The following is a 23,223-nucleotide window of genomic DNA, read 5'->3' on the forward strand; positions in this document are numbered from 1 at the left end:
TTGCCCCCCCGCGGCGGGCGCCGCAACGTTCCCGCCGTCCGCAGACGGCGAATCCCCCCGCTGAGGTTCAGCGAAAAAACTCCCGCCCGTTAGGGGCGAACCCGCTGACGCAGTTCGAGTGCCCCAGTCAGCCGGTGCTGAAAAAACCTGCCGCCCGGAAAGGGCGAACACGCCTGCGGCAGTTCGTGTGCCCCAGTCAGCCGGTGCTGAAAAACCTGCCGCCCGGAAAGGGCGAACCGCCTGCGGCAGTTCGTGTGCCCCAGAGGGTCGGTGCTGAAAAAAATTGCCGCCCGTCAGGGGCGAACCGCCTGCGCAGTTCGCGTGCCCCCGAGGGTCGGTGCCGGAAAACAAGGGATATCCCTTGACAAACCCGAATTTAACAGCTATAATATTAAAGTTAATACACAAATGCAGTGAAAAAGAGGAGTATTTTTCCTTTGCGCGTTTAGAGAGGGTGCGGCCGGTGCAAGCACCTCGGCGGGGAAGAAGAAGGTCGCTTTGGAGCAGAACAGCCGAATGTTCGTTAAGCTGTTCCGTCTGCCCCCGCGTTACGGGGCAACGAGTGCGCGTCTTTACGCGAATTCAGGTGGTACCACGGAGCATACTTCGTCCTGTTGTTGGGAGGAGTATGCTCTTTTTTGTTTGCACAGAGGTATCCCGCATGTATATCGTAAATCAAATTGAAGGAGATAGATCAATGAGCGAACTGCCTAAGACCTACGACCCGAAATCGGTCGAGGACAAGCTGTACAAGTTCTGGGTCGATTCCGGCTTCTTCCACGCCGAGGTCAATCCGGACAAGAAACCGTACACCATCGTTATCCCGCCTCCGAATGTTACCGGCCAGCTGCACATGGGCCACGCATTCGACGAGACCCTGCAGGATATCCTCATCCGCACCAAGCGCATGCAGGGCTACGAGGCACTGTGGATGCCGGGCACCGACCACGCCGGTATCGCAACCCAGATTAAGGTAGAGGAGAACCTCCGCAAGGAGGAGGGCCTGACCCGTTACGACCTTGGCCGCGAGGAGTTCCTCAAGCGCGTCTGGGCGTGGAAGGACAAGTTCGGCAGCCGCATTATCAGCCAGCTCAAAAAGCTCGGCACCTCCTGCGACTGGGACCGCGAGCGCTTCACCATGGACGAGGGCTGTTCGAAGGCTGTCCGCGAGGTTTTTGTAAACCTGTACAACAAGGGCCTCATCTACAAGGGCCACCGCATCATCAACTGGTGCCCGCACTGCGCGACCGCCCTGTCCGACGCTGAGGTTGAGTACGAAACCCAGCCGGGCAAGCTGTGGCACATCCGCTATCCGCTGGCGGACGGCTCGGGCGAGCTGGTGGTTGCGACCACCCGTCCGGAGACCTTCATGGGCGATACCGGCGTTGCTGTCAACCCGAACGACGAGCGCTACAAGCACCTCATCGGCAAGACCTGCATCCTCCCGATCATGAACCGCGAGATTCCGATTTTCGGCGACGAGTACGTTGACATGGAGTTCGGCACCGGCTGTGTTAAGGTTACGCCGTGCCACGACCCGAACGACTTCGAGATGGGTCAGCGCCACAACCTCGAGCAGATTCTCGTGTTCAACGAGGACGCGACCGTCAACGCAAACGGCGGCAAGTACGAGGGCATGGACCGCTACGAGTGCCGCAAGGCGGTTGTAAAGGACCTTGAGGAAGGCGGCTGGCTGGTCAAGATTGAGGACCACGAGCACAACGTAGGCACCTGCTACCGCTGCGGCACCACCGTTGAGCCGATGACCTCGGCGCAGTGGTTCGTCAAGATGGCGCCGCTCGCCAAGCCCGCTATGGACGTTGTAAACGAGGGCAAGACCAAGTTCGTGCCCGACCGTTTCTCCAAGACCTACCTGCGCTGGATGGAAAACGTACACGACTGGTGTATCTCCCGTCAGCTGTGGTGGGGTCACCGCATTCCGGCGTTCTACTGCGAGGACTGCGGCGAAATGACCGTCTCCAAGACCGATGTATGCACCTGCCCGAAGTGCGGCGGCACGCATATCCATCAGGAGGAGGACGTACTGGATACCTGGTTCTCGTCCGCTCTGTGGCCGTTCTCCACGCTCGGCTGGCCGGATAAGACCAAGGAGCTGGAGTATTTCTACCCGACCTCTACGCTTGTTACCGGCTACGATATCATCTTCTTCTGGGTTGCCCGCATGATCTTCTCCGGTGTGGAGCACATGGGCGAGACCCCGTTCAAGACGGTCTATATCCACGGTCTGGTGCGCGACGCGCAGGGCCGCAAGATGTCCAAGTCGCTCGGCAACGGCATCGACCCGCTCGAGGTCATCGACCAGTACGGCGCGGATGCGCTGCGCTTTACCCTCGCAACCGGCAACAGCCCCGGAAACGATATGCGTTTCTCGGATGAGCGCGTGCAGGCGTCCCGCAACTTCTGCAACAAGATTTGGAACGCATCCCGCTTTATCCAGATGAACCTGACCATCGACAAGGACAAGGCAGTCGAGCTGCCCGCAGACCTTACCATCGAGGACAAGTGGATCATCAGCAAGTTCAACACACTGGTTGCCGATGTTACCCGCAACATCGACCAGTACGAGCTGGGTCTGGCGGCTGCCAAGCTGAACGACTTCATCTGGGAGAACTTCTGCGACTGGTATATCGAGATTGCAAAGACCCGTCTGCAGACCGGCGACGAGAACGTACAGAAGGTGCTCTGCTATGTGCTGAGCGGCGCGATGCAGCTGCTGCACCCGTTCATGCCGTTCATCACCGAGACCATCTGGCAGGCGCTGCCGCATGAAGGCCCGTCCGTTATGGTATCCGCATGGCCGGAATACAAGGACGAGCTGCACTTTGCCGCGGAGGAGGCACAGATGGAGAGCCTGATGGACGCTGTCCGCGCCATCCGCAACCGCCGTGCCGAGATGAACGTACCGCCCTCCAAGAAGGCCAAGGTGCTCATCCTGACCGAGAAGAAGGACACCTTCTCCGCAGGCGCAGGCTTCTTCCCGAAGCTGGCTTACGCTTCCGAGATTGAGCTCATCGACGCGGTTCCGGCGGACGCTGCCAAGATGGCATCCGTAGTCACCGGCGACGCACAGATTTATATGCCGATGGGCGACCTCATCGACTTCGAGGCCGAGCGGGCCCGCCTCGGCAAGGAAAAGAGCAAGGTCGAGGCTGATATCGACTTTGTTATGAAGAAGCTGAACAACCCGAAGTTTGTCGATAAGGCACCCGAGAAGGTTGTTGCAGCCGAGCGCGAAAAGGCCGAAAAGCTGCGCGAGCACCTCGCAAAGCTGGAGGAGTCCATTGCAGCGCTGAATTAAAATAAGAAAGAGTGGAGAGTGAAGTGCTTTCCACTCTTTTCCTATCTTGTGCAGGTATCCCGTAGGGTGCGACAAGGTGAATTGCCCGAAGGGCAAGAGAAGGTGCCCTGGGGTACGACTCGGCGCACCGTTTGTAAACTATATGCAGATGCGTAACCGTAGGGGCGAACATTGTTCGCCCGCACGGGATAACATATACCAATCGTTAGATGCGGTGCGCCCTGCGGTAAAGAGATAACAAACAGATTAGTGTATGTCAGCGTATGTTAGTGTGGGTAACAGGTTGTATATAGGAGATAATCTGTATAACAACATACACTATCATACACTAACATACAGTAAGTTTTTTATAGAGTGCATGCACACGGCGGCTGTTGCCGGAGTAGCTTGCAGGCTGGTAAATAATATCATCATATTTACGCAATTCATCTCGGAGATTACGCATTTGATGGGATAAGGACTGTGCAGTATAGCTTACCCCCGTAAACTCCTTCACCCATCCGGTCAGTTCGCTCGCGGTGCCCTGCCATCCTGCGGGATTCTCCCGAACGAGCCGTTCGGCGGTCTGTACGAGCGGGTCGGCGCGGTAGCGTTCCTCGGCGGTACGCGCGGCTTTGTTCGCCACCGGATGCCAGCGGCACGTCTGCTTATCAAACTGCAGCTCCAAATCCTCGGAGATAACATCACGGCCTGCGCTGTAAAAGTGGGTGATGTCGTCCGAGCGTTCCTCGCGCACCATAACAAAGTTGGTATCGGACGCACCGTTGATGCCCTGTGTGCCCAGAATGCGGGCAAACGGGTCGCCCGGCTCGGGCGCCTTGCGCAGATGATGTACGAGCAGAATACAGATATTATGCGCGTCCGCAATGTTTTTGAGAATGCCCATATCGCTGTAATCCTTGTCGTACAGGTTGGAGCCTGCGCGTGCGCTGACACGCACCTTCTGGAAGGTGTCGATAACGATTAAGCCGATGTTGGGCCACCGGTGCAGAAAGGCTTCGATTTGGTGCGGCAGACGGTCAGCGAGCGACCCCGCCAGCGTGCCGATGTAGCAGTTCTCGGGCGGCAGGCGGTCACCGAGAACGGTCTGTCCGCGCGACTGCAGACGCTGCTCGGAATCCTCCAGTGCCAGATAGAGTGTGTCGCACGGCTCGGTCTTGCGCCCGAAAAACGGCTCGCCCAGTGCCACGGAGATACATAGATCCAGTGCAAGCCAGCTTTTGCCGTATTTGGGCGGCGAGGCCAGAATCGCCAGTCCCTGCGGCAGCAGGCCGTCCACGATGTACCGGATAGACGGCAGCTCCTTGCACATCAGCCTGCGCAGGCTCGTCCAGCCGAAGGTGGTCAGGTCTGTTGTGCCGTCCGGCAGGGTCATGTGCTCCTGCATGAAGGCTTCCCGTTCCTCGATTTCCTTCTGGAACGCAAGCGACTGCTCGTCCGGCTCCTGCTCGGGAACGGGCATGTTTTCGTCATCATAGGCGTAATCCGGGTCGTAATTTACCGGATATCCGGACTTCATCTCGTTTTCATACATGAAAACACCTCCGTTTCTTTGATTGATAGAATACGAACAAATGTTCGATTTGTCAAGAGGTATTTTCGGTGGGAGCGGATATCGGAAAATTGCTTTCTTATTTGCCCAAAGTGTGCTATACTAATCTCACAAAACCATATAGATAGAGGAATAGCCAATGAAAGGAATCATTCTTGCCGCCGGTAAGGGCTCGCGCCTGTACCCGATGACACGTCCGGTATGCAAACCGCTGCTGCCGGTATACGATAAACCGATGATCTACTATCCGCTGGCTGCGCTCCTGCAGGCCGGTATCCGCGATATTCTTATCATCATCCCGCCCGGAGAGGAAGGCCCGTTCTACCGTCTGCTCGGTTCCGGCGGCCGCTTCGGCGTCAACATCACCTACGAGGTGCAGGAGGTTGCACGCGGCATCGCGGACGCGCTGCTCATCGGCTCCCAGTTCATCGGGGATGACTCGGTTTGCCTTGTTCTGGGCGATAATATCTTCTATTCCCCCAATTTCCAGGACTATCTGGACCGTGCTGTGCAGCAGAAATCCGGCGCCTGCGTGTTCGGCTACTATGTCGATGACCCGCGTGCATTCGGCGTTGTGGAGTTTGATGGTCAGGGCCGTGCTATTTCCATCGAGGAGAAGCCGCGCTATCCGAAGTCTAACTATATCATTCCGGGTCTGTATTTCTACGATAACTCGGTTATGGAGATTGCCCGCGGGCTCAAGCCCTCGGCAAGAGGCGAACTGGAGATTACGGATGTCAATATCGAGTACATGAAACGCGGTCAGCTGCACGTTGAAAAGCTCGACCGGGATTTCGTCTGGCTGGATGCCGGTACCGCCGACAATCTGCTCGAATCCGCACAGGTTGTCCGCCGCGTGCAGGATGAGAGCGGCCGCTACATCGCATGTCCGGAGGAGATTGCGTACGCGCGCGGCTATATCAGCCGTCAGACGCTGCTCCGTCACGCCGCCGACCTCAGCAAAACGCTGTACGGCCGCTACTTAGAGTGCCTCTAAAGGAGAATCGCAAATGCCTGTTTATACCGAAACCAAAACCTACCACACCAAGGCCCACATGGGCATGATCGACGTTACTGACGACTTCCGCGCAGCGGTGCAGAACGCCTGCCGCAAGACCGGCATGAAGTCCGGCACGATCACCGGCTTTACCACCGGCGGCGTTGCCGGTCTGACCACGCTCGAGTTTGAGCCGGGCATGGTCTACCATGACCTCAAGGCGGCGATGGACGTCTTTTCGCCCTACCGCGATGAGACCGGTGCGGTCATTCATTACCACCACCACGATACCTGGCACGATGATAACGGCTCGTCGCACATCAAGGCGGCGCTGCTCAGCCCGTTTATCGTTATCCCGTTCGTGAATGGCGAGATCACCATCGGCCCGTGGCAGAATCTGACCCTTGTGGAGTGCGATACCCGCAACCGCGTGCGGGATATTGTCTTTCAGGTGATGGGAGAATAATTCCTTTCTGATTAGGAATGGTAAAACAAAGCCCCGGTTTCGTCGCTTGACAAAACCGGGGCTTCGCGCTATAATATAGCTGACAAACGGCGGCTCTTGTAGGGAGAGCAGTCGTTCCTCAGTTCGATTTTTAGTCGAGAAGAAGCCGCTCTCTTTTAACTACCGGAGGGCGGTTATTTCTTTAAGTATCCGAGGATACCAAAGATAACCGAGCAGAGCAAATCAAGCAGTCCAATGACTTCCAGAATTGTCATGCAGATCACCTCCCTTCTATGGGGAGGAACAACCTTTATTCACCGTTTGCTGCCTTGATTATAGCATATCGTAATATGTACTGTCAATAAACCGTCCTTTTGGGCGGTTTTTGTGTTTAACTTCTCCTCACGCACCGCGCAGCAGGAAAGATTAGCGTCCGCTAACCAAATAGCTTTTCTTTTTTCGATAAATGTGGTATAATATAAGCGTTCGAAAAATTTAAGTACGGTTTGGGAATCCCTGTGCCGTGCATAGAAATGGAGCGACAAAGCATGACTAAAATTGATATTATTTCCGGTTTTCTGGGTGCCGGCAAGACGACTCTCATCAAGCGTCTGCTGGCCGATGCGCTCAAGGGTGAGCAGGTTGTTCTGATCGAGAACGAGTTCGGTGAGATCGGCATTGACGGCGGCTTCCTCAAGGATGCCGGCATTGTTGTAAACGAGATGAACGCAGGCTGCATCTGCTGCTCGCTGGTTGGCGACTTCGGCAAGGCGCTGCACGATGTTGTGGACCGGTACCATCCGGACCGCATCCTGATCGAGCCGTCCGGCGTCGGCAAGCTGTCGGACGTTATCGCTGCGGTACAGAACGCGCACCTCGAGGTACAGCTGAACAGCTTCGTCACGGTTGTTGACGCGCTCAAGGCCAAGATGTATCTCAAGAACTTCGGTGAGTTTTTCGAGAATCAGGTGGCGCATGCCGGTGCCATCCTGCTGTCCCGCACGGCTGAGTGCCCGGAGAAGCGCCTCGACGAGACCGTTGCCATGCTGCGCGGCCTGAACGAGCACGCCCGCATCGTCACCACCCCGTGGAAGGATTTGACCGGCGAGCAGCTGCTCTCCACCATGGAAGGCAGCCGCGACCTCGTTGCGGAGGTTCTCGAGGAGATCGCGCACGAGACGCACCACGAGCATCATCATCACCACCATGACCATGAGCACGAGCACGAGCATGACCACGAGCACGAGCATCATCATGAGCACGATGAGCACTGCACCTGCGGCTGCCACGACCATGACCATCACCACGAGCACGACCATGACCACGAGCACGACCATGACCACGAGCACGACCATGACCACGATGCTGACGAGGTATTCACCTCCTGGGGCAAGGAAACGACCCGCAAGTACACCGAGGACGAGCTTAACGCGGCACTTACCGCGCTCGGTGATGTTACGCTCGGCACCGTACTGCGTGCAAAGGGCATCGTTCCGTGCGCAGACGGCGGCGAGTGGCTGCACTTTGACTACGTTCCGGGCGCACCCGAAATTCGCCGCGGCACTGCCGATTACACCGGCCGTCTGTGCGTCATCGGCTCCGAACTGGATGAGGAGCGCATCGCTGCTCTGTTCGGCGTAAACGAAAAGTGAGGTAACCAGATTATGGCTAACGAACCCATTCCGGTATACGTCTTTACCGGCTTTTTGGAGAGCGGCAAGACAAAGTTCATTCAGGATATTCTCGCGGACCCGAACTTTACCGAGAACGAGCGCACGGTGCTGCTGCTGTGCGAGGAGGGCATCGAGGAGTACGACGAGAAGTGGCTGCTGCACTACGGCACCGCGCTTGTGCCCATCGAGTCCGAGGATCGTCTGACGCCGAATATCCTCAAGCGCGTGGAGCAGAAATACCAGCCGGACCGCATTCTTGTTGAGTACAACGGCATGTGGAAGCTGGAAAAGCTGATGCAGGCATTTCCAGCCCGCTGGGAGCTGTACCAGATCGTCACCACGGTCGATGCGACCACGTTTGAGCTGTATTCCAACAACATCGGCCCGATGATGTTCGAGCATATCACCACTGCGGATCTGGTTGTGTTCAACCGCTGCACGGACGAGCTGAAGGATATGCTGTACAAGAAGAACATCAAGGCGATGAACCCGCGTGCGGCAATCTATCTGGATGACGTGAACGGCAATTCCGAGGACTATGCCCGCAATATGCCGCTGCCGTTTGATGTGGATGCGGATATCATTGACATTCAGCCGGAGGACTACGGTCTCTGGTACATCGACGCCACCGGCGACCCGATGAAGTATGACGGCAAGACCGTCCGCTTTCTTGCCCAGGCATACGTCGGCAAGGATGTGCCCGCCGACAGCTTCGTGCCCGGCCGCTTCGGCATGGTCTGCTGTGCGGATGACGTCACCTTCCTCGGCTTCCTCTGCCGCTATCCCGACCGCGATCAGCTGCATAACCGCGACTGGGTCAAGGTAACGGCGTCCATCACCGTCGAGGAGCTGCCGCAGTACCGTGGTCCCGGTCCGGTGCTGCATGCCATCACGGTAGAACCCGCCGAAAAGGCGAAGGAAGATATCGTTTACTTTAACTGAATCTTCTCCATACAACGTAAAAAGAGACGAGCCTGCCTGGTTCGTCTCTTTTTCTGCTATAACAACAAAAACCGCCCGAAAGGACGGTTTATTGACAATATTCTGTCGTATATGCTATACTGTAAGCGGATGTTGTTCCGATAGCGGTCAGACCTTCTTTCTTTCCTCGGTTTGGGGAGGAAAGGAGGTGTCGCAAATGCAGAAGAAATTGCTTCGGCTTTTCGTATGTGCAGTAATCCTGCTGTACATTTTCTGTATAAAAGCGCACTGACCGCTCGATTAGGCCCGAACGGTCAGTGACTAAAAATCGCTAATCAATTAAGGTCTGACTGCCTGAACAGCATCCCTTGGGTATATTATACCCGAGCAGCCCCGGTTTTGTCAAGTGCGGCAAAGCCGGGGTTTTGCTTTGCATGCAGCGATTACTGCCTGCTGATTGCTAATTTCTAATTAGAAAAGCATGTCCCCCGCCACACAGCAGTGACGGGGGACAAAGACAAAAGGGGGGATACAGACGATTCATAAACCCATGAACGTCTAACGAAAGTCACAGTGGTTAGCTTGAGGGATTAGCCAATGCCACCGTACATAATGCCGAGGATCAGTGCAGCAATTGCACAGATAACGTATACCCACTTACCAAGCGGGAAGAACCAGCTGCCGATGGGCTTCTTAGCGCCTTCGTTAACAGCAGCAAGTGCCTTTTTCTTGCCGAGTACCCAGAAGAACATGATGCCGGCCAGAGCAGCGCCGAGCGGGCAGATGTAAATGGAAACAACGTCCATCCACTGAGAGGTCCACGGCTGGATTGCGATGGAAACGACCAGACCGATCACACCAATGGTGCCAACGGCTGCTGCGCGCTTGAACTTGAACTGCTCCTGCAGGAAGGCGATCGGTGCCTCGTACAGGTTTACGATAGAGGATACGCCTGCGAACAGTACGCAGATGTAGAAGATCGCGCCGATGATACGGCCAGCAGGCATTGCGTTGAATACATTTACGAGGTAAACGAACATCAGGCCGGGGCCGCCGGTTACGTCGCGGATGCCTTCGCCCAGAACAACTGCCATTGCCGGAATGATAACGATTGCTGCCAGCAGAGCTGCAAGGGTATCAAATACTGCTACGTTGCGTGCGGAGGACGGGATATCCTCGCTCTTGGACAGGTAGGAACCGTAGATTACAGAACCGTTGCCTGCAACAGACAGGGAGAAGAACGCCTGACCGAATGCAAATACCCACAGGTCGGGCTTAGCCAGACCGGCCGGATTCAGGGTCAGAATGTACTTATAGCCTTCGGATGCGCCGGGCAGAGTGCCGATGTAGACTGCCAGTACGAGGAACAGACCGAACAGAACAGGCATCATGACCTTGTTTGCCTTCTCAATGCCGCCTGCAACGCCCATTACCATGATGGCGAGGGAAACTACCAGTGCAACGATCTGCCATACGCCGTTGCCGATGCCGAAGAAGCCAGCCGACGCCATTGCCTTGAGGGCTTCGGGAAGCGTTTCTGCCTCCGGTGCGGTCATGCCGAAGGTGCCGCCGATTGCGCCCATATCCGTGCCGAGATTGAACAGGCTGCCGGAGAGGGACATGAAGGTGTACTTGAAGATCCAGCCGAGAACGACCGTGTAGCCGATTGCCAGCATCAATGCACCGATGATCGGGATTGCGCCGATCGCCTTACCGGATTTCTCACTGCCGGTGCGCTCCTTGGTACACATACCGAACGCACCAACCGGACCTGCGGCTGCACGACGGCCGAGAGCGAACTCCTCGATAACGCCGGTACTGCCGATCAAAATTACAAAGATAAAATAGGGAAGCAGGAAGGTCATGCCGCCGTACTTCTGCACCATGATCGGGAAACGCCAGATGTTGCCCATACCAACCGCAGAGCCGATACATGCCAGAATAAAACCCCATTTACTCTGGAAACCATCTCTTTGTTCTAAGTTTTTAGGCTCTTTACTCATTATCTTACACCCCTTTAATGTGTAAATGGATAGAAAAAGGGCGTCCTCTTTGCCGCAGAAACTGTTTAGTTTTCTGGGAAAAAGAACGCCCTTGTCCTTTGCTTTCCTGTGCACTTTCCACGCGGCACAGGTTACGCCCTGATTATCAAGTTATAAAAAGGTCAGGAGAAATTCCTGTTATGCAATGCCGCAGCGCCTTTGCTGCGGCATTGGCGGGAATACCGCACAATTTATGCAATTATGCGGTATCGCCTTTCACGAAAGGATAGAACAGGGAATTATTTCTCTTCGTTCGGGTACGGCTCCAGGAATGCATGGAAGTGACGCATCGGCAGCTTGTGGCCCCAAACGATACGCATGTTCGGGATGGACTCACGATCCTCGTACAGAGCCTTAACAGCTGCGATTACATAGTCCAGATGCTCCTTGGTCAGACGGCTGCGGTCGATTGCGAAGCGAACTACGTTAGCCAGCTCAGCCTGCTGCTCCGGAGTCTTCAGGTCATACTCCATGGAGAAGTCGCCCAGCTCGGATACACGGATACCATAGCGGCGGATCAGCTCAAGAGAGAAGCCGGTGCCTGCGAAGGTGGTGTGATCGCGCTTGCCGTCGAAGAACTCGTCCATGTTGATGTATACAGCGTGGCCGCCTGCCGGCAGTACAACGCCCTTGACGCCAGCCTTGTAGAAGCCCTGTGCCAGATACTCGCACTGGGATACACGGTCATGCATATAGCCGAAGTCGCAGGACTCGTACAGACCAGCTGCCAGAGCCATGATGTCACGGCCGGACATGCCGCCGTAGGAGTCGTTGCCGTAGCAGGAGATCTGCTTAACCTTGATCAGAACGCCAACGTCGGTCTTAACGGTGCCGTCTTCGTTGAAGTCGGAGAACTTCTGCCAGAACAGGCCCTTATCGCGGAATGCCAGCATGCCGCCCATGTTAGCGTGGCCGTCCTTCTTAGCGGACATGGTGAATGCGTCGCAGTAAGAGAACATCTCGGTAGCGATCTCAGCGATGGACTTGTCAGCGTAGCCTTCCTCGTTCATCTTGATGAAGTAAGCGTTCTCAGCCCAGCGAGCGGTATCAAATACCAGCGGGATGTCGTACTTATGAGCTACGCGGTTGATCTCGCGCAGGTTGCCCATGGATACCGGCTGACCGCAGATCGGGTTGTTGGTGATGCAGGTGAATACCAGCGGTACGTTCTCCGGACCAACAGAGGTGATCAGCTGCTCGAGCTTCTCGATGTCCATGTTGCCCTTGAACGGGTTCTTCTCGTAGGAGCCGCCTTCCGGAATTTCGTACAGCAGTTCCTTGTTGTACAGGTTACGCGGAACAGAGCCCATCTGCTTGATGTTGCCCTCGGTGGTATCGAAGTGACCGTTAGACGGAATGGTGAATACCTTGCCCGGATGACGAGCAGCCAGGATCTTCTTAACGATTTCCATCAGAACAGACTCAGCTGCACGGCCCTGCTGGATAATGAAGGAGTTCGGACGCTCCATCTGAGCTGCGCCGCCGTTGAACAGGCCGCCTTCGTACTCGCACAGATAAACTTCGTCCATCATCTTCTCGATGTCACGGCAGTCGGTGCGAACGAGGTCGATGATCTTCTTCCAGTTCTTCTCGCCGCCGCGCTCGAAGATGTCGCGGAAGGTGTCGAGCAGAACGTAATAACCGGTGTTGCGGCCGTAAGCCTCGTCGCCGAGGAACAGGGTAGCCAGCTGCTGGTTGGTCATTGCGGTGGTGCCGGAGTCGGACAGCATATCAACGGTCAGCATGCCGGACGGGAATGCGAACTCGTTCCAGTGCGTTGCATTCAGTGCGCGCTCGCGCTGCTCAACGGTTGCCTGCGGAAGATCGCGTACAGCGTATGCACAGTGCTGCGGCATTGCTACATCCAGCGGATAGTGCTTCTCGTTCTTGTTCATTTTTCATTACCTCCATAAAATCGTGCGTTTTACGCCGTTTGTGTTTTGGAGGTACCCCGGTTGTCAAAGCCGTTTTTCCGGTTCCGGCCTTGCTTAGCGGACAGCACCTTTCTTTTTGGCTGTTTTCTTTTCTTTTCTGGTTTGCCTTACGGCAGGAGAGCGGTTACCTCAATCTCGACGAGAGCGTCCTTGGGAAGTCTTGCAACCTCCACAGCGGAACGTGCCGGGTAGCTGCCTTCACCGAAGAAGGTGGCGTAAACCTCGTTCATCGCGCCGAAATTGTTCATGTCGCTCAGGAAGACGGTAGTCTTGATCACCTGATCCATACCGGTTCCTGCCTCAGCAAGGATTGCCTTTACATTGGTGAGCGACTGCTTGGTCTGTGCTGCGATCCCTTCCGGAAAAGCACCGGTTGCGGGATCGATCGGAAGCTGACCCGAAGTAAATACGATACCGTTTGCTGCAATTGCCTGTGCATACGGGCCGATAGCTGCGGGTGCGTGTTCCGAACAGATAACCTTTTTCATTTCCTGCTCAGCCTCCTTTCGTCCTTTCGTGAGATAAATTTATCACTTTTCAAATTCTTTGTCAAGACGTATTTGTGCAGTTTGGATGAATGAATAAAAAAATCTCGCGTATTTATCAATATTATCAACAACTGTTGTGGAATAATGATAATTTCGGACAGACTTTTTGTACAAAAATACTGCGTAAAATATTTACTTTTTTCACCTTGCACTTAGAAAAGTTTATTATTTTACAGAACATGGTAATTAAAGCGCGAATTTATAAAAAAATTTTGTTATCCTACTAAAACAATGCGATGAAGAATTCGTGAAGAATCGCAGGGAGAGCGGCATTGCTGCGGAAAGTGATAAAAATTCCGACACCGCTCAACCGGTGCAGAGAAAAGACATCCCGCGTTTGCACTTCAAATAAAAGCCTGCGTATGCTATAATAAATTGGATTACATTTCACAGGGAGGTGCACCGCATGCCGGACGAAAAACTCACCGCCTACCGCGGCGGCAAGGCGCTTCGCCGCGGCTGGACAACCGGCTCGTGCGCGGCGGCGGCCTCGCAGGCGGCGGCTGTGCTGCTGCTGACCGGAATCGCGCCGCCGGAGATTCACCTGCACACGCCGGGCGGCATCACCTTCTGCCTGCCGGTCGAGGACGCGCATATGAGCGGAAACGCGGCTGTCTGCACCGTCCGCAAGGACGCGGGCGACGACCCGGACATCACAAACGGGGTCCGCATCACGGCTTCCGTGCGCCGAATCGAAAAGGGCGTTACCATAGAGGGCGGCGCCGGCGTCGGACGAATTACCCGCCCGGGACTGGCGATGCCGGTCGGAGAAGCGGCGATCAATCCCGGTCCGCGGCAGCAGATTGCGGACGCGGTGCACCGTGCCGCAGAACAGAACGGATATGACGGCGGCTTTTCCGTTACCATTTCGGTGAAGGACGGCGAGACACTTGCCACCCAGACCTACAATGGCCACCTCGGCATCGTCGGCGGCATCTCTATCCTCGGCACGAGCGGCATTGTCGAGCCGATGAGCGAAAAGGCGCTCGTGGACACCATCCGATTGGAGCTGGACAGCCTGTACGCGCAGGGACAGCGCATTGCGTTCCTGTGCCCGGGCAACTACGGCGCGGATTTCGCGCGGGACACGCTCGGCCTTGACCTTGAACGCGCGGTCAAGTGCTCCAACTTCATCGGTGAGGCGTTCGACCATGCGGCGTACCGCGGCTATCCCGAGATCCTGCTGGTCGGGCACGCCGGAAAGCTGGTCAAGATGGCTGCAGGCGTGATGAACACGCATTCATCGGTCGCAGACGCACGGCAGGAGATTTTCACCGCGCATGCGGCACTGTGCGGCGCACCGCGCGAGACACTCGAAGGACTGATGGCCGCCATCTCGGTGGACGCGTGCGTGGAGCTGCTGGACGAAGTGAATCTGCGTCAGCCCGTCCTGTCGCGCATTGGCAGGGAGATGGAAACCCGCATCGCCCTGCGCATGAAGGGGCAGGCGCGCGTGGAATTCATCATGTTTACCGGAAAATACGGCGTGCTGGCCGAGTCAGCGGGCGCGCGCGCACTCTGTGAGAGGTTGAAGCTGCAATGAAGGGTATTTTATATGGAGTCGGCGTCGGTCCGGGCGATCCGGAGCTGCTGACCGCCAAGGCGATCCGGCTGCTGCGCGAGTGCGATGCGGTCGCCGCACCGAAGTCCGCCGACGGCAGACAGACCGCACTGGATATTGCTTCGCCGTACATCGGGCAGGACAAGTCAATCCTGCTGTTCGATATGCCGATGACGCACGACAGGCAGGCGCGAAATGCCAGCCACAACGCGGCGGCAGACGCGCTCTGTGCGCTGCTCGACGAGGGCAAGACCGTGGTGTTTCTCACGCTCGGCGACCCGACGGTATATTCCACATACTGGTATGTACACAAGCGTGTTGCCGCCCGCGGCTATGCAGCCGAGCTGGTGCCCGGCGTGCCGTCCTTCTGTGCCGCGGCTGCCGCCATGGGCCGCGCCCTGTGCGAGGACGGCGAAATGCTGCACATCATTCCGGCCACGCACGGCAGGGCGGAGGAAGGGCTTGCGCTCTCCGGCAGCAAGGTGCTGATGAAGACCGGAAAGAGTGTATTGGAGGTGCGCGAACTGCTCCGGCAGCGCGGCGAACTCGGCAGCGCGGCACTGATCGAGCGGGTCGGTATGGACGGTCAGCGGCTGATCGAAGATTTAGATGCGCTTGAACAGCCGAGCGGCTATTTCTCTATTATATTGGTAAAGGAGCAAAGCGAATGATCTATTTTGTGGGTGCAGGCTCGGGTGCGCCCGACCTGATCACGGTACGCGGCGCACGTCTGCTGAGCGAGGCAGATGTGATCGTTTACGCCGGTTCGCTGGTCAATCCGGCACTTCTGGAGTATAAAAAGGACGGATGCGAGGTATACAACAGCGCGAAGATGACGCTCGAGGAGGTCATCGCCGTGATGGCGCCTGCCGCGAAAGCGGGCAAAACGGTCGTGCGTCTGCACACCGGCGATCCGTGCGTGTACGGTGCGCATAGAGAGCAGATGGACGAGCTGGATAAACGCGGGATTCCCTACGAGGTCTGCCCGGGCGTGTCCTCGTTCTGCGGCGCGGCAGCGGCACTCAAAGCCGAGTACACACTGCCGAATGTCAGCCAGTCGGTCATCCTGACGCGCATGGAGGGCCGCACGCCCGTGCCCGAAAAGGAGCAGATCGAGGCGTTCGCGGCACACGGAGCCACCATGGTCATCTTCCTGTCGGCGGGTCAGCTGGCGCGCCTGTCCGAGCGGCTGATCGCGGGCGGATATGCGCCGGATACGCCTGCGGCTATCGTGTACAAGGCCACCTGGCCGGACGAAAAGGTCGTGCGGACAACGGTCGCAGACCTCGCCGAAGCCGGTGCGCGGGAGGGCATCACCAAGACTGCGCTCATCACGGTGGGCGGGTTCCTCGGCACCGAGTACGAGCGCTCCAAGCTGTACGACCCGACCTTTACGACCGAATTTCGTGAGGCAAGCCGATGAAGCACGCAAAATTTGTATCCTTTACCCTGTGCGGCGCACAGACTGTGCAAAAGGCGGTAAAGCTCCTGCCGGATTTCCGGTGTGAGCGGTATGCGCGGACGGTGGATGCGTCGCTCTCTGGCACGAGCCTGAAGCGCTTTGCGCAGCAGGCGATGGTCGATTGCGACCTGATCGTGTTCGTGGGCGCGACCGGAATCGCGGTACGCGCAGCGGCGCCGTATTTGATGGGAAAAGCCTATGATCCGGCGGTAATCGTCATTGACGAGCAGGGAAAATTCGTGATTCCGCTCCTGTCCGGACATATGGGCGGCGCCAACGAGATTGCAAAAACACTTGCGGAAGGTCTGCAGGCTGTGCCGGTGCTCACCACCGCGACCGACGGTCGGCAGGTGTTCGCCGTGGACACCTGGGCAAAAGCACACAGCTGTGCAGTCCTGGAGCCGCACTATATTAAATATGTATCCGGTGCGCTGCTCAGAGGGGAAACCGTGGGCGTTCGCTCGGATTTTCCGATAGACGGGCTGCTGCCTGCCCATATTGACCTGAAACGGGATGCCGAGAGCGGTTTTGTCATCTCGCTTCGCACAGACGCACAGCCGTTTGCACACACGCTGCATCTCGTGCCGCGGATTGCATATCTCGGCATTGGCTGCCGCAAGGGCACGAGCGCGGATGCCATCAAGCAGACGGTTCAGGCGGCGCTTGCATCGGCAAAACTGCCTTGTCAGGCGATCTGCGGCGCGGCGAGCATTGATATCAAGCAGAATGAGCCGGGTTTGCTGCTGTTTTGCGAAAAGCACGGACTGTCGTTCCGCATCTTTACGGCCGAGCAGCTGCAGGACGCACAAGGCGAATTCAGCCGGTCGGCGTTCGTGCAGCAGACCGTCGGCGTAGATAATGTGTGCGAACGCGCGGCTGTGTGCGCGGCACAGAACGGCACACTTATCTTGCATAAATTCGCGCAGAACGGCGTGACGGCGGCTGTCGCTGTGCCGGACTGGCGCGTGTGCTTTGAAGAACGGGAGGACGAAGCATGAAGCTGTATTGCATCGGCATCGGGCCGGGCGGCGAGGAGCAGATGACGCTGCGCGCGGTGCGTACTCTGGAAAAATGTGACTGTGTGGCAGGCTATGGCCTGTACCTCGATTTGATCGAGAACCTCATTTCGGGAAAGGAACGCATCGAATCCGGCATGACGCGCGAGGTTTTGCGCTGCAAAGCGGCGATTGAGGCGGCAAAACAGGGCAAAACGGTCGCAGTCGTGTCCTCGGGAGACGCCGGTGTGTACGGCATGGCCGGCCTGCTGCTCGAGCTTTGCGAGCACGAGCCGAACCTCGAGGTCGAGGTTATTCCGGGCATCACGGCGGCCTGCTCGGGCGGCGCCGTGCTCGGCTCGCCACTGACATGCGACTTTGCGTGCATCAGCCTGTCCGACCTGCTCACACCGTGGGACAAGATCGAGCAGCGTCTGCGCGGCGCAGCGGCCGGCGATTTCTGCATCGTGCTGTACAATCCGTCGAGCAAAAAACGCACCGACCATCTGCGCCGTGCCTGCGATATTCTGCTGGAGATTGTACCGCCGGAGACTGTCTGCGGTCTGGTGCGCAGCATTGGCCGAGAAGGCGAAAGCTGCACGCTTACAACGCTCGGTGAGCTGCGTGATACACAGGTCGATATGCTGACCACCGTGTTTGTCGGAAACAGCCGTACGCGCGTGATGGACGGCCGCATGGTCACGCCGAGGGGGTATCGCGGCGTATGAAGCTGATGATTTTCTCCGGTACGACAGAAGGACACGATTTGTGCCGGTTTTTGTCGAAAAAGAGCGTGCAGGCAGATGTTTTCGTTGCCACAGAGTATGGTGCGGCGGTGATGGAGCCGATGGCGGGAATCACGGTTCACGAGGGCCGCTTGGATGAGCGGGAGATGGAAAAGCGATTGACCTCGGATACGCTGCTCATCGATGCAACGCATCCGTATGCAGCGGCTGTGACCGACAATCTGCGGGCGGCCTGCGCGAAATCGGGCGCACGCTACGAGCGTCTGCTGCGGCCTGCCCTGCCTTATCAGAACTGCGAAATCGTGCTGGACACAGCCGCCGCAGTGGACTGGCTGAACGCGCACGAGGGCGCGGTCCTGCTCACCACAGGAAGTAAAGAACTGGAAGCGTACACGGCGGTGCAGGACTTCCAAACGCGCCTGTTCCCGCGCGTGCTGCCGACCGCCACGGTGCTCGAAAAGTGCGCCGCACTCGGCTTCCCGGGCGCGCACATCATCGCCATGCAAGGTCCGTTTTCGCAGGCGATGAACGCGGCGCTGCTGCGCGAGACCGGCGCAAAAATCCTCGTGACCAAGGATACCGGCGTGTCCGGCGGCTTTGCGGAGAAGGTCGCGGCAGCCGAGGAGGTCGGCGCAAAGGTACTGGTCATTGCGCGTCCGCGTATGGAAAACGGCAAAAATCAGGCGCAGATGCAGGCATTTTTGACGGAATTGCTCGGTTTACGGAACGAAAAGCAGCATCGGGAATTTTTCATCATCGGCGCAGGCATGGGCACGGCGGACACGCTGACCGGCGAAGCCGTCCGCACGCTTGCAGCCGCAGAGGAAGTATTTGCCACAAAACGGCTCGCATCGCTGTCGCCCAAGGCAGAGGTGTGTGCGTTCTCAGAGCTGGCTGAGCGGGCAATTTCCGGTCATGCCCGGCACACGGCGCTGTTGGTTTCCGGCGACGTAGGATTCTTCAGCGCGGCCGGAAAGCTGCGCGAGCGGCTCCTGCCATACGGCGGGGTAACACTCGTGCCGGGATTGTCAAGCATGCAGTATATGTGTGCGAAATGCGGCATTTCCTACGAAAATCTGTGTTTTAAGAGCCTGCACGGTCGCACAGGAAATATTCTCGGTGCCATAAGTTACCATGCGGCAACATTTGCGCTGACCGGCGGCGAGAACAACGCGCAGGCGGTTTGCAACAGCCTTACGGACGCGGGATTGGGCGCGCTGCCCGTTCATCTCGGGGAAAATCTTGGCGCGGAAAATGAGCGGATTGTGCACGGCACAGCCGCGGAGATCGCGCAGCTTTCGTGCTCGGATTTAGCGGTTCTGCTGATCGAAAACCCGCGTGCGGCGAACAAAAACGAACCGATTCGAGATGAAATGCTCACGCGCGGAAAGGTGCCGATGACCAAGGAAGAGGTTCGGTGGGTGTCGGTGAACCGCCTGACTGTCCGACCGACCGATACGGTCTGGGACGTGGGTGCGGGCACCGGCGCGGTCACGCTCGAGCTGGCGCGCAAGGCCAGCGACGGCACGGTTTACGCCGTCGAGCGAAAGCCGGAAGCGGTCGCGCTCTTGCACGAAAACCGCACAAAACTCGGCGGATATAATGCAAAAATCATTGAAGGATTTGCGCCGGAGGCGCTGGAGGACCTTCCGGCACCGGACTGCGTGTTCGTCGGCGGGAGCGGCGGCAGAATGCGGGAGATTCTGGCACTTGCCAGGGAGAAAAATCCGGAAGTCCGCGTGGTCGTGAACGCGATTGCGCTCGAGACCTTGTTTGCGGCGCAGACGGCCTTGAAGGAATTGGGATTTACTGACATCGAGGTCACACAGTTGGCGGCCACGCGCGGCAAGCCGGTCGGCGCGTACACCATGCTGACTGCGAACAATCCGGTGTTTATTCTGTCCGGGAGGGCCGCAAATGACACAAAATAATGCACCAAGACTGCTGCTTGCGGGCACCGGCAGCGGCTGCGGCAAGACGACGGTCACGACCGCGATTCTGCGGGCGCTGCAGCGCCGCGGCGTAACACTCAGCGCGTTCAAGTGCGGTCCGGACTACATCGACCCGATGTTCCACACGGCGGTTTTGGGCGTTCCGAGCCGCAATTTAGACCTTTTTTTCGAGGACGAGGCCGGTATTCGCAGTCAGCTTGCGCGGCATATCCGGCCGGACGGTTTCGGCGTGATCGAGGGCGTCATGGGCTTTTACGACGGCGTTTCCGGTACAACGGATACGGCTTCGGCGGCGCATCTGGCCCGCGCAACCGGCACGCCTGCGGTGCTGATCGTGCGGCCTAAGGGGCAGTCGCTGTCGCTTGCGGCACAGATTCACGGGTTCCGCACATTTGCGGAAAATACGCTTGCAGGAGTGATTTTAAACGGCGTTTCGGCGGGAATGTACTCGTTTTACAAACAAATTGCAGAGAAAGCAGGACTGCCTGTGCTCGGCTTTTTGCCGCCGGTTCCAGAGGCCGAAATACCTGACCGCCACCTCGGTCTGGTGACGGCGGACGAGCTGTCCGACCTGTGTGAGAAAATTGATTGGCTCGCGGATGCGGCAGAGGAAGGCATTGACATCCACGCGTTGTGTGCATTAGCACAGACGGCGAAACCGCTGGCCGATACGCACATGCCGCTCGCTCGTGTTACCGATTTTCCGGTGCGGATCGCGGTAGCGAAGGACCGCGCATTCTGCTTCTATTACGAGGATAACTTCGATGTGCTGCGTGAACTGGGGGCAGAGCTTGTGCCGTTTTCGCCGCTCACAGACGAGCGGCTGCCGGAGAATATTGATGGCCTGTATCTCGGCGGCGGCTATCCGGAATTATATGATAAACGGCTTTCAGAGAATGAAATCATGCGGAATTCTATCAAAAAAGGGATTCAAAACGGATTGCCGACAGTTGCAGAATGCGGCGGATTTCTTTATCTGCTGCAGTCGCTCGACGGCGTGGAAATGGCAGGCGTGCTGCCGACTTCGGCGCACATGACGCGCAGGCTGCAGCCGTTCGGCTATGTCACTCTCACGGCAAACAGTGATAACCTGCTGTGCGAAGCCGGTGGACAATTTCCTGTGCACGAGTTCCATTATGCACAGGCTGTGGATAATGGAACAGATTTTCGCGCGGTCAAGCCAAACGGGCGCGCGTGGGACTGTGGCTTTGCGACGGATACGCTCTACGCAGGATTTCCGCATTTGTATTTCCGTGCGAAAACTGAAATTGCAGCGAATTTCGTCCGAAAATGCGCAGAAAGGAGCGGAAAATGACACTTGAACAGACTATTTCTGCCATTCGGCCGCTGGATGAGAAAAGCATGACGGCGGCGCGAAATCGTTTTGCAAATATTGCCATGCCGCTCGGCGGACTGGGGCTTCTGCAGGACGCAATTGTGCAGCTTGCAGGTATTCTCGGTCAACCGGTGCCGGATATTTCCAGACGCGCGGCGGTAGTTTTCTGCGCGGACAACGGCGTGGTCGCGGAGGGCGTGACGCAGTGCGGGCAGGAGGTGACAGCCACGGTCGCGGAAAATATGGGCCACGGCGAGTCCACCGTTTGTCTGATGGCAAAACATCTCGGAATGGACGTATTTCCGGTCGATATTGGTGTTGCGCGGCCGATAAAGAACGAGAAAGTGCTGCAATTTGCCGTTCGGCGCGGAACTGCAAACTTTGCGCATGAGCCTGCCATGACGCGGAAAGAGGCGCTCGAAGCGGTCGAAATCGGCATTAAAATGGCGGAAATGTGTGCCGAAAAGGGATATTCGCTGCTCATTGGCGGCGAAATGGGCATCGGCAACACGACTACGAGCGCGGCAGTCACGGCGGCGCTCACCGGCGCGGAGGCTGCGGCGGTCACAGGACGCGGAGCGGGTCTGTCAACGGCCGGTCTGGAGCGGAAAATCGCAGTGATCGAGGCGGCGCTGGCGCTTCACAAACCCGACTCGAATGACTCGATCGACGTGCTGCACAAGGTCGGCGGTTTGGATATCGCGGGTCTGTGCGGTCTGTATCTGGGTGCGGCGGCGCAGCGCATTCCGGTCGTACTGGACGGCGTGATTTCGTGCGCGGCGGCGCTTCTCGCCGTGCGATTGTGTCCGCAGTCTGTGCATTTTATGGTCGCAGCGCACAGATCGGACGAACCGGCGAGCATTTTGCTGCTCGATGCACTCGGCAAGCGGCCGTTCCTGACGGCGGGCATGCACCTCGGGGAGGGGACAGGCGCGGCGGCCGGCGTGGCGCTTTTGGATCTGGCACTGGCGCCATATCGGGAAATGGTGAGCTTCGCGGACATTGGAATAGAGGCATATCAGCCGCAAAAGTAGTTGTTTGTCTGACAGATAGCACAAATTTTTATAGAAATATTGTGTGTAACGCCGATAAATGCGATCTGCCCGCATTCTTTACAGGAATACTGCGTGCAGCAAAAAGCACCGAGCGTTAACTCGGTGCTTACGGTTCAAATTTTTAGCATTTCAGAGCTTCATCCGCGATATTTGCGGTGATTTTGTTGTAGAACTCCTGCTTCTGCACATCGTTTTCAAACGCTGAGAACGGCACGATGACCGCGGAGAATTCATCAACAAAAATATAATAATGCTTGTCATCGGTTGCGGTGCGCTGAACAGCCGAATACTGGTAAACGGTATCTTCGTTCTCGCCGGACAGCTCGAATTCGCTTTCACGCAGCGTGAGCGTTTTCGGTCCGCAAAGCTGTTTATTCTTTGCGTTCTTGAGGATTTTCTCGATATTTTTGATCATTTTATGACGCATATAGCGCGGTGTGCCCCAGAAGCAGACGGCAGCGAGCGCAACGTAAACCGCGATGGAAACCGGCGTGAGCGTATGCAGCCAGTACATGAGCGCACTGCCGCCGAGAATGACAATAGCCGCGGTGGCGATTCTCATGGTGCGAATGCTGCGTTGAACAATCGCATTATTGTTGTAATAATTCAAATTAAAATCAATAAAATCCTGTTTGGTGATATCGTAATGCAGCTCCATTTTTCCTTACCTCAACTTACTCGGATA

The 23,223-nt window shown here is 57.0% G+C and carries 18 protein-coding genes and 1 other annotated feature; of the genes, 13 read left to right on the top strand and 5 right to left on the bottom strand.

Annotated features, from left to right (window positions below; genetic code table 11):
- Positions 1-404 precede the first annotated feature (404 nt).
- Positions 405-617, top strand: a binding site (T-box leader).
- A gap of 80 nt (positions 618-697) precedes the next feature.
- Positions 698-3,319, top strand: coding sequence for a valine--tRNA ligase (locus tag DW088_RS14890; RefSeq protein WP_118361770.1), 2,622 nt, complete (start codon positions 698-700; stop codon positions 3,317-3,319).
- A 328-nt stretch (positions 3,320-3,647) separates the two neighbouring features.
- Here the strand turns inward: DW088_RS14890 and DW088_RS14895 are convergent, their stop codons facing one another.
- Positions 3,648-4,853, bottom strand: a complete 1,206-nt coding sequence (locus tag DW088_RS14895) for an AAA family ATPase (RefSeq protein ID WP_118361772.1) — start codon at positions 4,851-4,853, stop codon at positions 3,648-3,650.
- A gap of 157 nt (positions 4,854-5,010) precedes the next feature.
- On the opposite strand from DW088_RS14895, the gene rfbA reads away from it, so the two are divergent.
- From rfbA to DW088_RS14915, 4 genes are all read left to right on the top strand, one after another.
- Positions 5,011-5,868, top strand: a complete 858-nt coding sequence (rfbA, locus tag DW088_RS14900) for a glucose-1-phosphate thymidylyltransferase RfbA (protein WP_118361774.1) — start codon at positions 5,011-5,013, stop codon at positions 5,866-5,868.
- Positions 5,869-5,881: 13 nt separating this feature from the next.
- On the top strand, positions 5,882-6,334 hold the full coding sequence (locus DW088_RS14905; protein ID WP_118361776.1) for a YjbQ family protein: 453 nt from the start codon (positions 5,882-5,884) through the stop codon (positions 6,332-6,334).
- Between the two features lie 527 nt (positions 6,335-6,861).
- Entirely contained in the window at positions 6,862-7,965 is a 1,104-nt protein-coding gene (locus tag DW088_RS14910; RefSeq protein WP_118361778.1) for a CobW family GTP-binding protein, read from the top strand.
- Between the two features lie 12 nt (positions 7,966-7,977).
- Positions 7,978-8,928, top strand: coding sequence for a TIGR03943 family putative permease subunit (locus DW088_RS14915; protein ID WP_118361780.1), 951 nt, complete (start codon positions 7,978-7,980; stop codon positions 8,926-8,928).
- A 569-nt stretch (positions 8,929-9,497) separates the two neighbouring features.
- Here DW088_RS14915 and DW088_RS14920 read toward each other — a convergent pair.
- From DW088_RS14920 to DW088_RS14930, 3 genes are all read right to left on the bottom strand, one after another.
- Positions 9,498-10,910: a sodium-dependent transporter gene (locus DW088_RS14920; protein WP_118361782.1), complete on the bottom strand. Its 1,413-nt coding sequence runs from the start codon at positions 10,908-10,910 to the stop codon at positions 9,498-9,500.
- Positions 10,911-11,188: 278 nt separating this feature from the next.
- Positions 11,189-12,844 (bottom strand): tryptophanase, encoded by a 1,656-nt coding sequence (locus DW088_RS14925; RefSeq protein WP_118361784.1) that lies wholly within the window; start codon positions 12,842-12,844, stop codon positions 11,189-11,191.
- Positions 12,845-12,990: 146 nt separating this feature from the next.
- The gene (locus tag DW088_RS14930; RefSeq protein ID WP_110435180.1) at positions 12,991-13,371 is read right to left on the bottom strand and encodes a RidA family protein; all 381 of its coding nucleotides are present in this window, start codon (positions 13,369-13,371) and stop codon (positions 12,991-12,993) included.
- A gap of 466 nt (positions 13,372-13,837) precedes the next feature.
- Here DW088_RS14930 and cbiD point away from each other — a divergent pair, with 466 nt between their 5' ends.
- The 8 genes from cbiD to cobT are packed head-to-tail and all read left to right on the top strand — an operon-like array spanning position 13,838 to position 22,517.
- The gene (cbiD, locus tag DW088_RS14935) at positions 13,838-14,974 is read left to right on the top strand and encodes a cobalt-precorrin-5B (C(1))-methyltransferase CbiD (RefSeq protein ID WP_118361786.1); all 1,137 of its coding nucleotides are present in this window, start codon (positions 13,838-13,840) and stop codon (positions 14,972-14,974) included.
- Positions 14,971-15,663 (top strand): precorrin-2 C(20)-methyltransferase, encoded by a 693-nt coding sequence (cobI, locus tag DW088_RS14940; RefSeq protein ID WP_118361788.1) that lies wholly within the window; start codon positions 14,971-14,973, stop codon positions 15,661-15,663. Before cbiD ends, cobI begins: the two co-directional genes overlap by 4 nt.
- Positions 15,660-16,415 (top strand): precorrin-4 C(11)-methyltransferase, encoded by a 756-nt coding sequence (cobM, locus tag DW088_RS14945; protein ID WP_118361790.1) that lies wholly within the window; start codon positions 15,660-15,662, stop codon positions 16,413-16,415. The genes cobI and cobM overlap by 4 nt, the downstream gene beginning before the upstream one ends.
- Positions 16,412-17,452: a cobalt-precorrin 5A hydrolase gene (locus tag DW088_RS14950; protein WP_118361792.1), complete on the top strand. Its 1,041-nt coding sequence runs from the start codon at positions 16,412-16,414 to the stop codon at positions 17,450-17,452. Before cobM ends, DW088_RS14950 begins: the two co-directional genes overlap by 4 nt.
- Positions 17,449-18,177: a precorrin-3B C(17)-methyltransferase gene (cobJ, locus tag DW088_RS14955; RefSeq protein WP_118361794.1), complete on the top strand. Its 729-nt coding sequence runs from the start codon at positions 17,449-17,451 to the stop codon at positions 18,175-18,177. Before DW088_RS14950 ends, cobJ begins: the two co-directional genes overlap by 4 nt.
- The gene (gene cobK, locus DW088_RS14960; RefSeq protein ID WP_118361796.1) at positions 18,174-20,126 is read left to right on the top strand and encodes a precorrin-6A reductase; all 1,953 of its coding nucleotides are present in this window, start codon (positions 18,174-18,176) and stop codon (positions 20,124-20,126) included. Before cobJ ends, cobK begins: the two co-directional genes overlap by 4 nt.
- Complete coding sequence (locus tag DW088_RS14965) at positions 20,113-21,462, top strand: cobyrinate a,c-diamide synthase (protein ID WP_118361798.1); 1,350 nt, start codon at positions 20,113-20,115, stop codon at positions 21,460-21,462. Before cobK ends, DW088_RS14965 begins: the two co-directional genes overlap by 14 nt.
- The gene (gene cobT, locus DW088_RS14970; protein ID WP_118361800.1) at positions 21,459-22,517 is read left to right on the top strand and encodes a nicotinate-nucleotide--dimethylbenzimidazole phosphoribosyltransferase; all 1,059 of its coding nucleotides are present in this window, start codon (positions 21,459-21,461) and stop codon (positions 22,515-22,517) included. Before DW088_RS14965 ends, cobT begins: the two co-directional genes overlap by 4 nt.
- A 142-nt stretch (positions 22,518-22,659) precedes the next feature.
- On the opposite strand, the gene DW088_RS14975 is transcribed toward cobT, so the two are convergent.
- Positions 22,660-23,196 carry a YcxB family protein gene (locus DW088_RS14975; RefSeq protein WP_118361802.1) on the bottom strand — a complete coding sequence of 179 codons (537 nt, stop codon included), beginning with the start codon at positions 23,194-23,196 and terminating at the stop codon, positions 22,660-22,662.
- Positions 23,197-23,223 lie beyond the last annotated feature (27 nt).

Origin of the sequence: Butyricicoccus sp. AM05-1 (assembly GCF_003474415.1) — a bacterium.
Lineage (GTDB): Bacteria > Bacillota > Clostridia > Oscillospirales > Butyricicoccaceae > Agathobaculum > Agathobaculum butyriciproducens.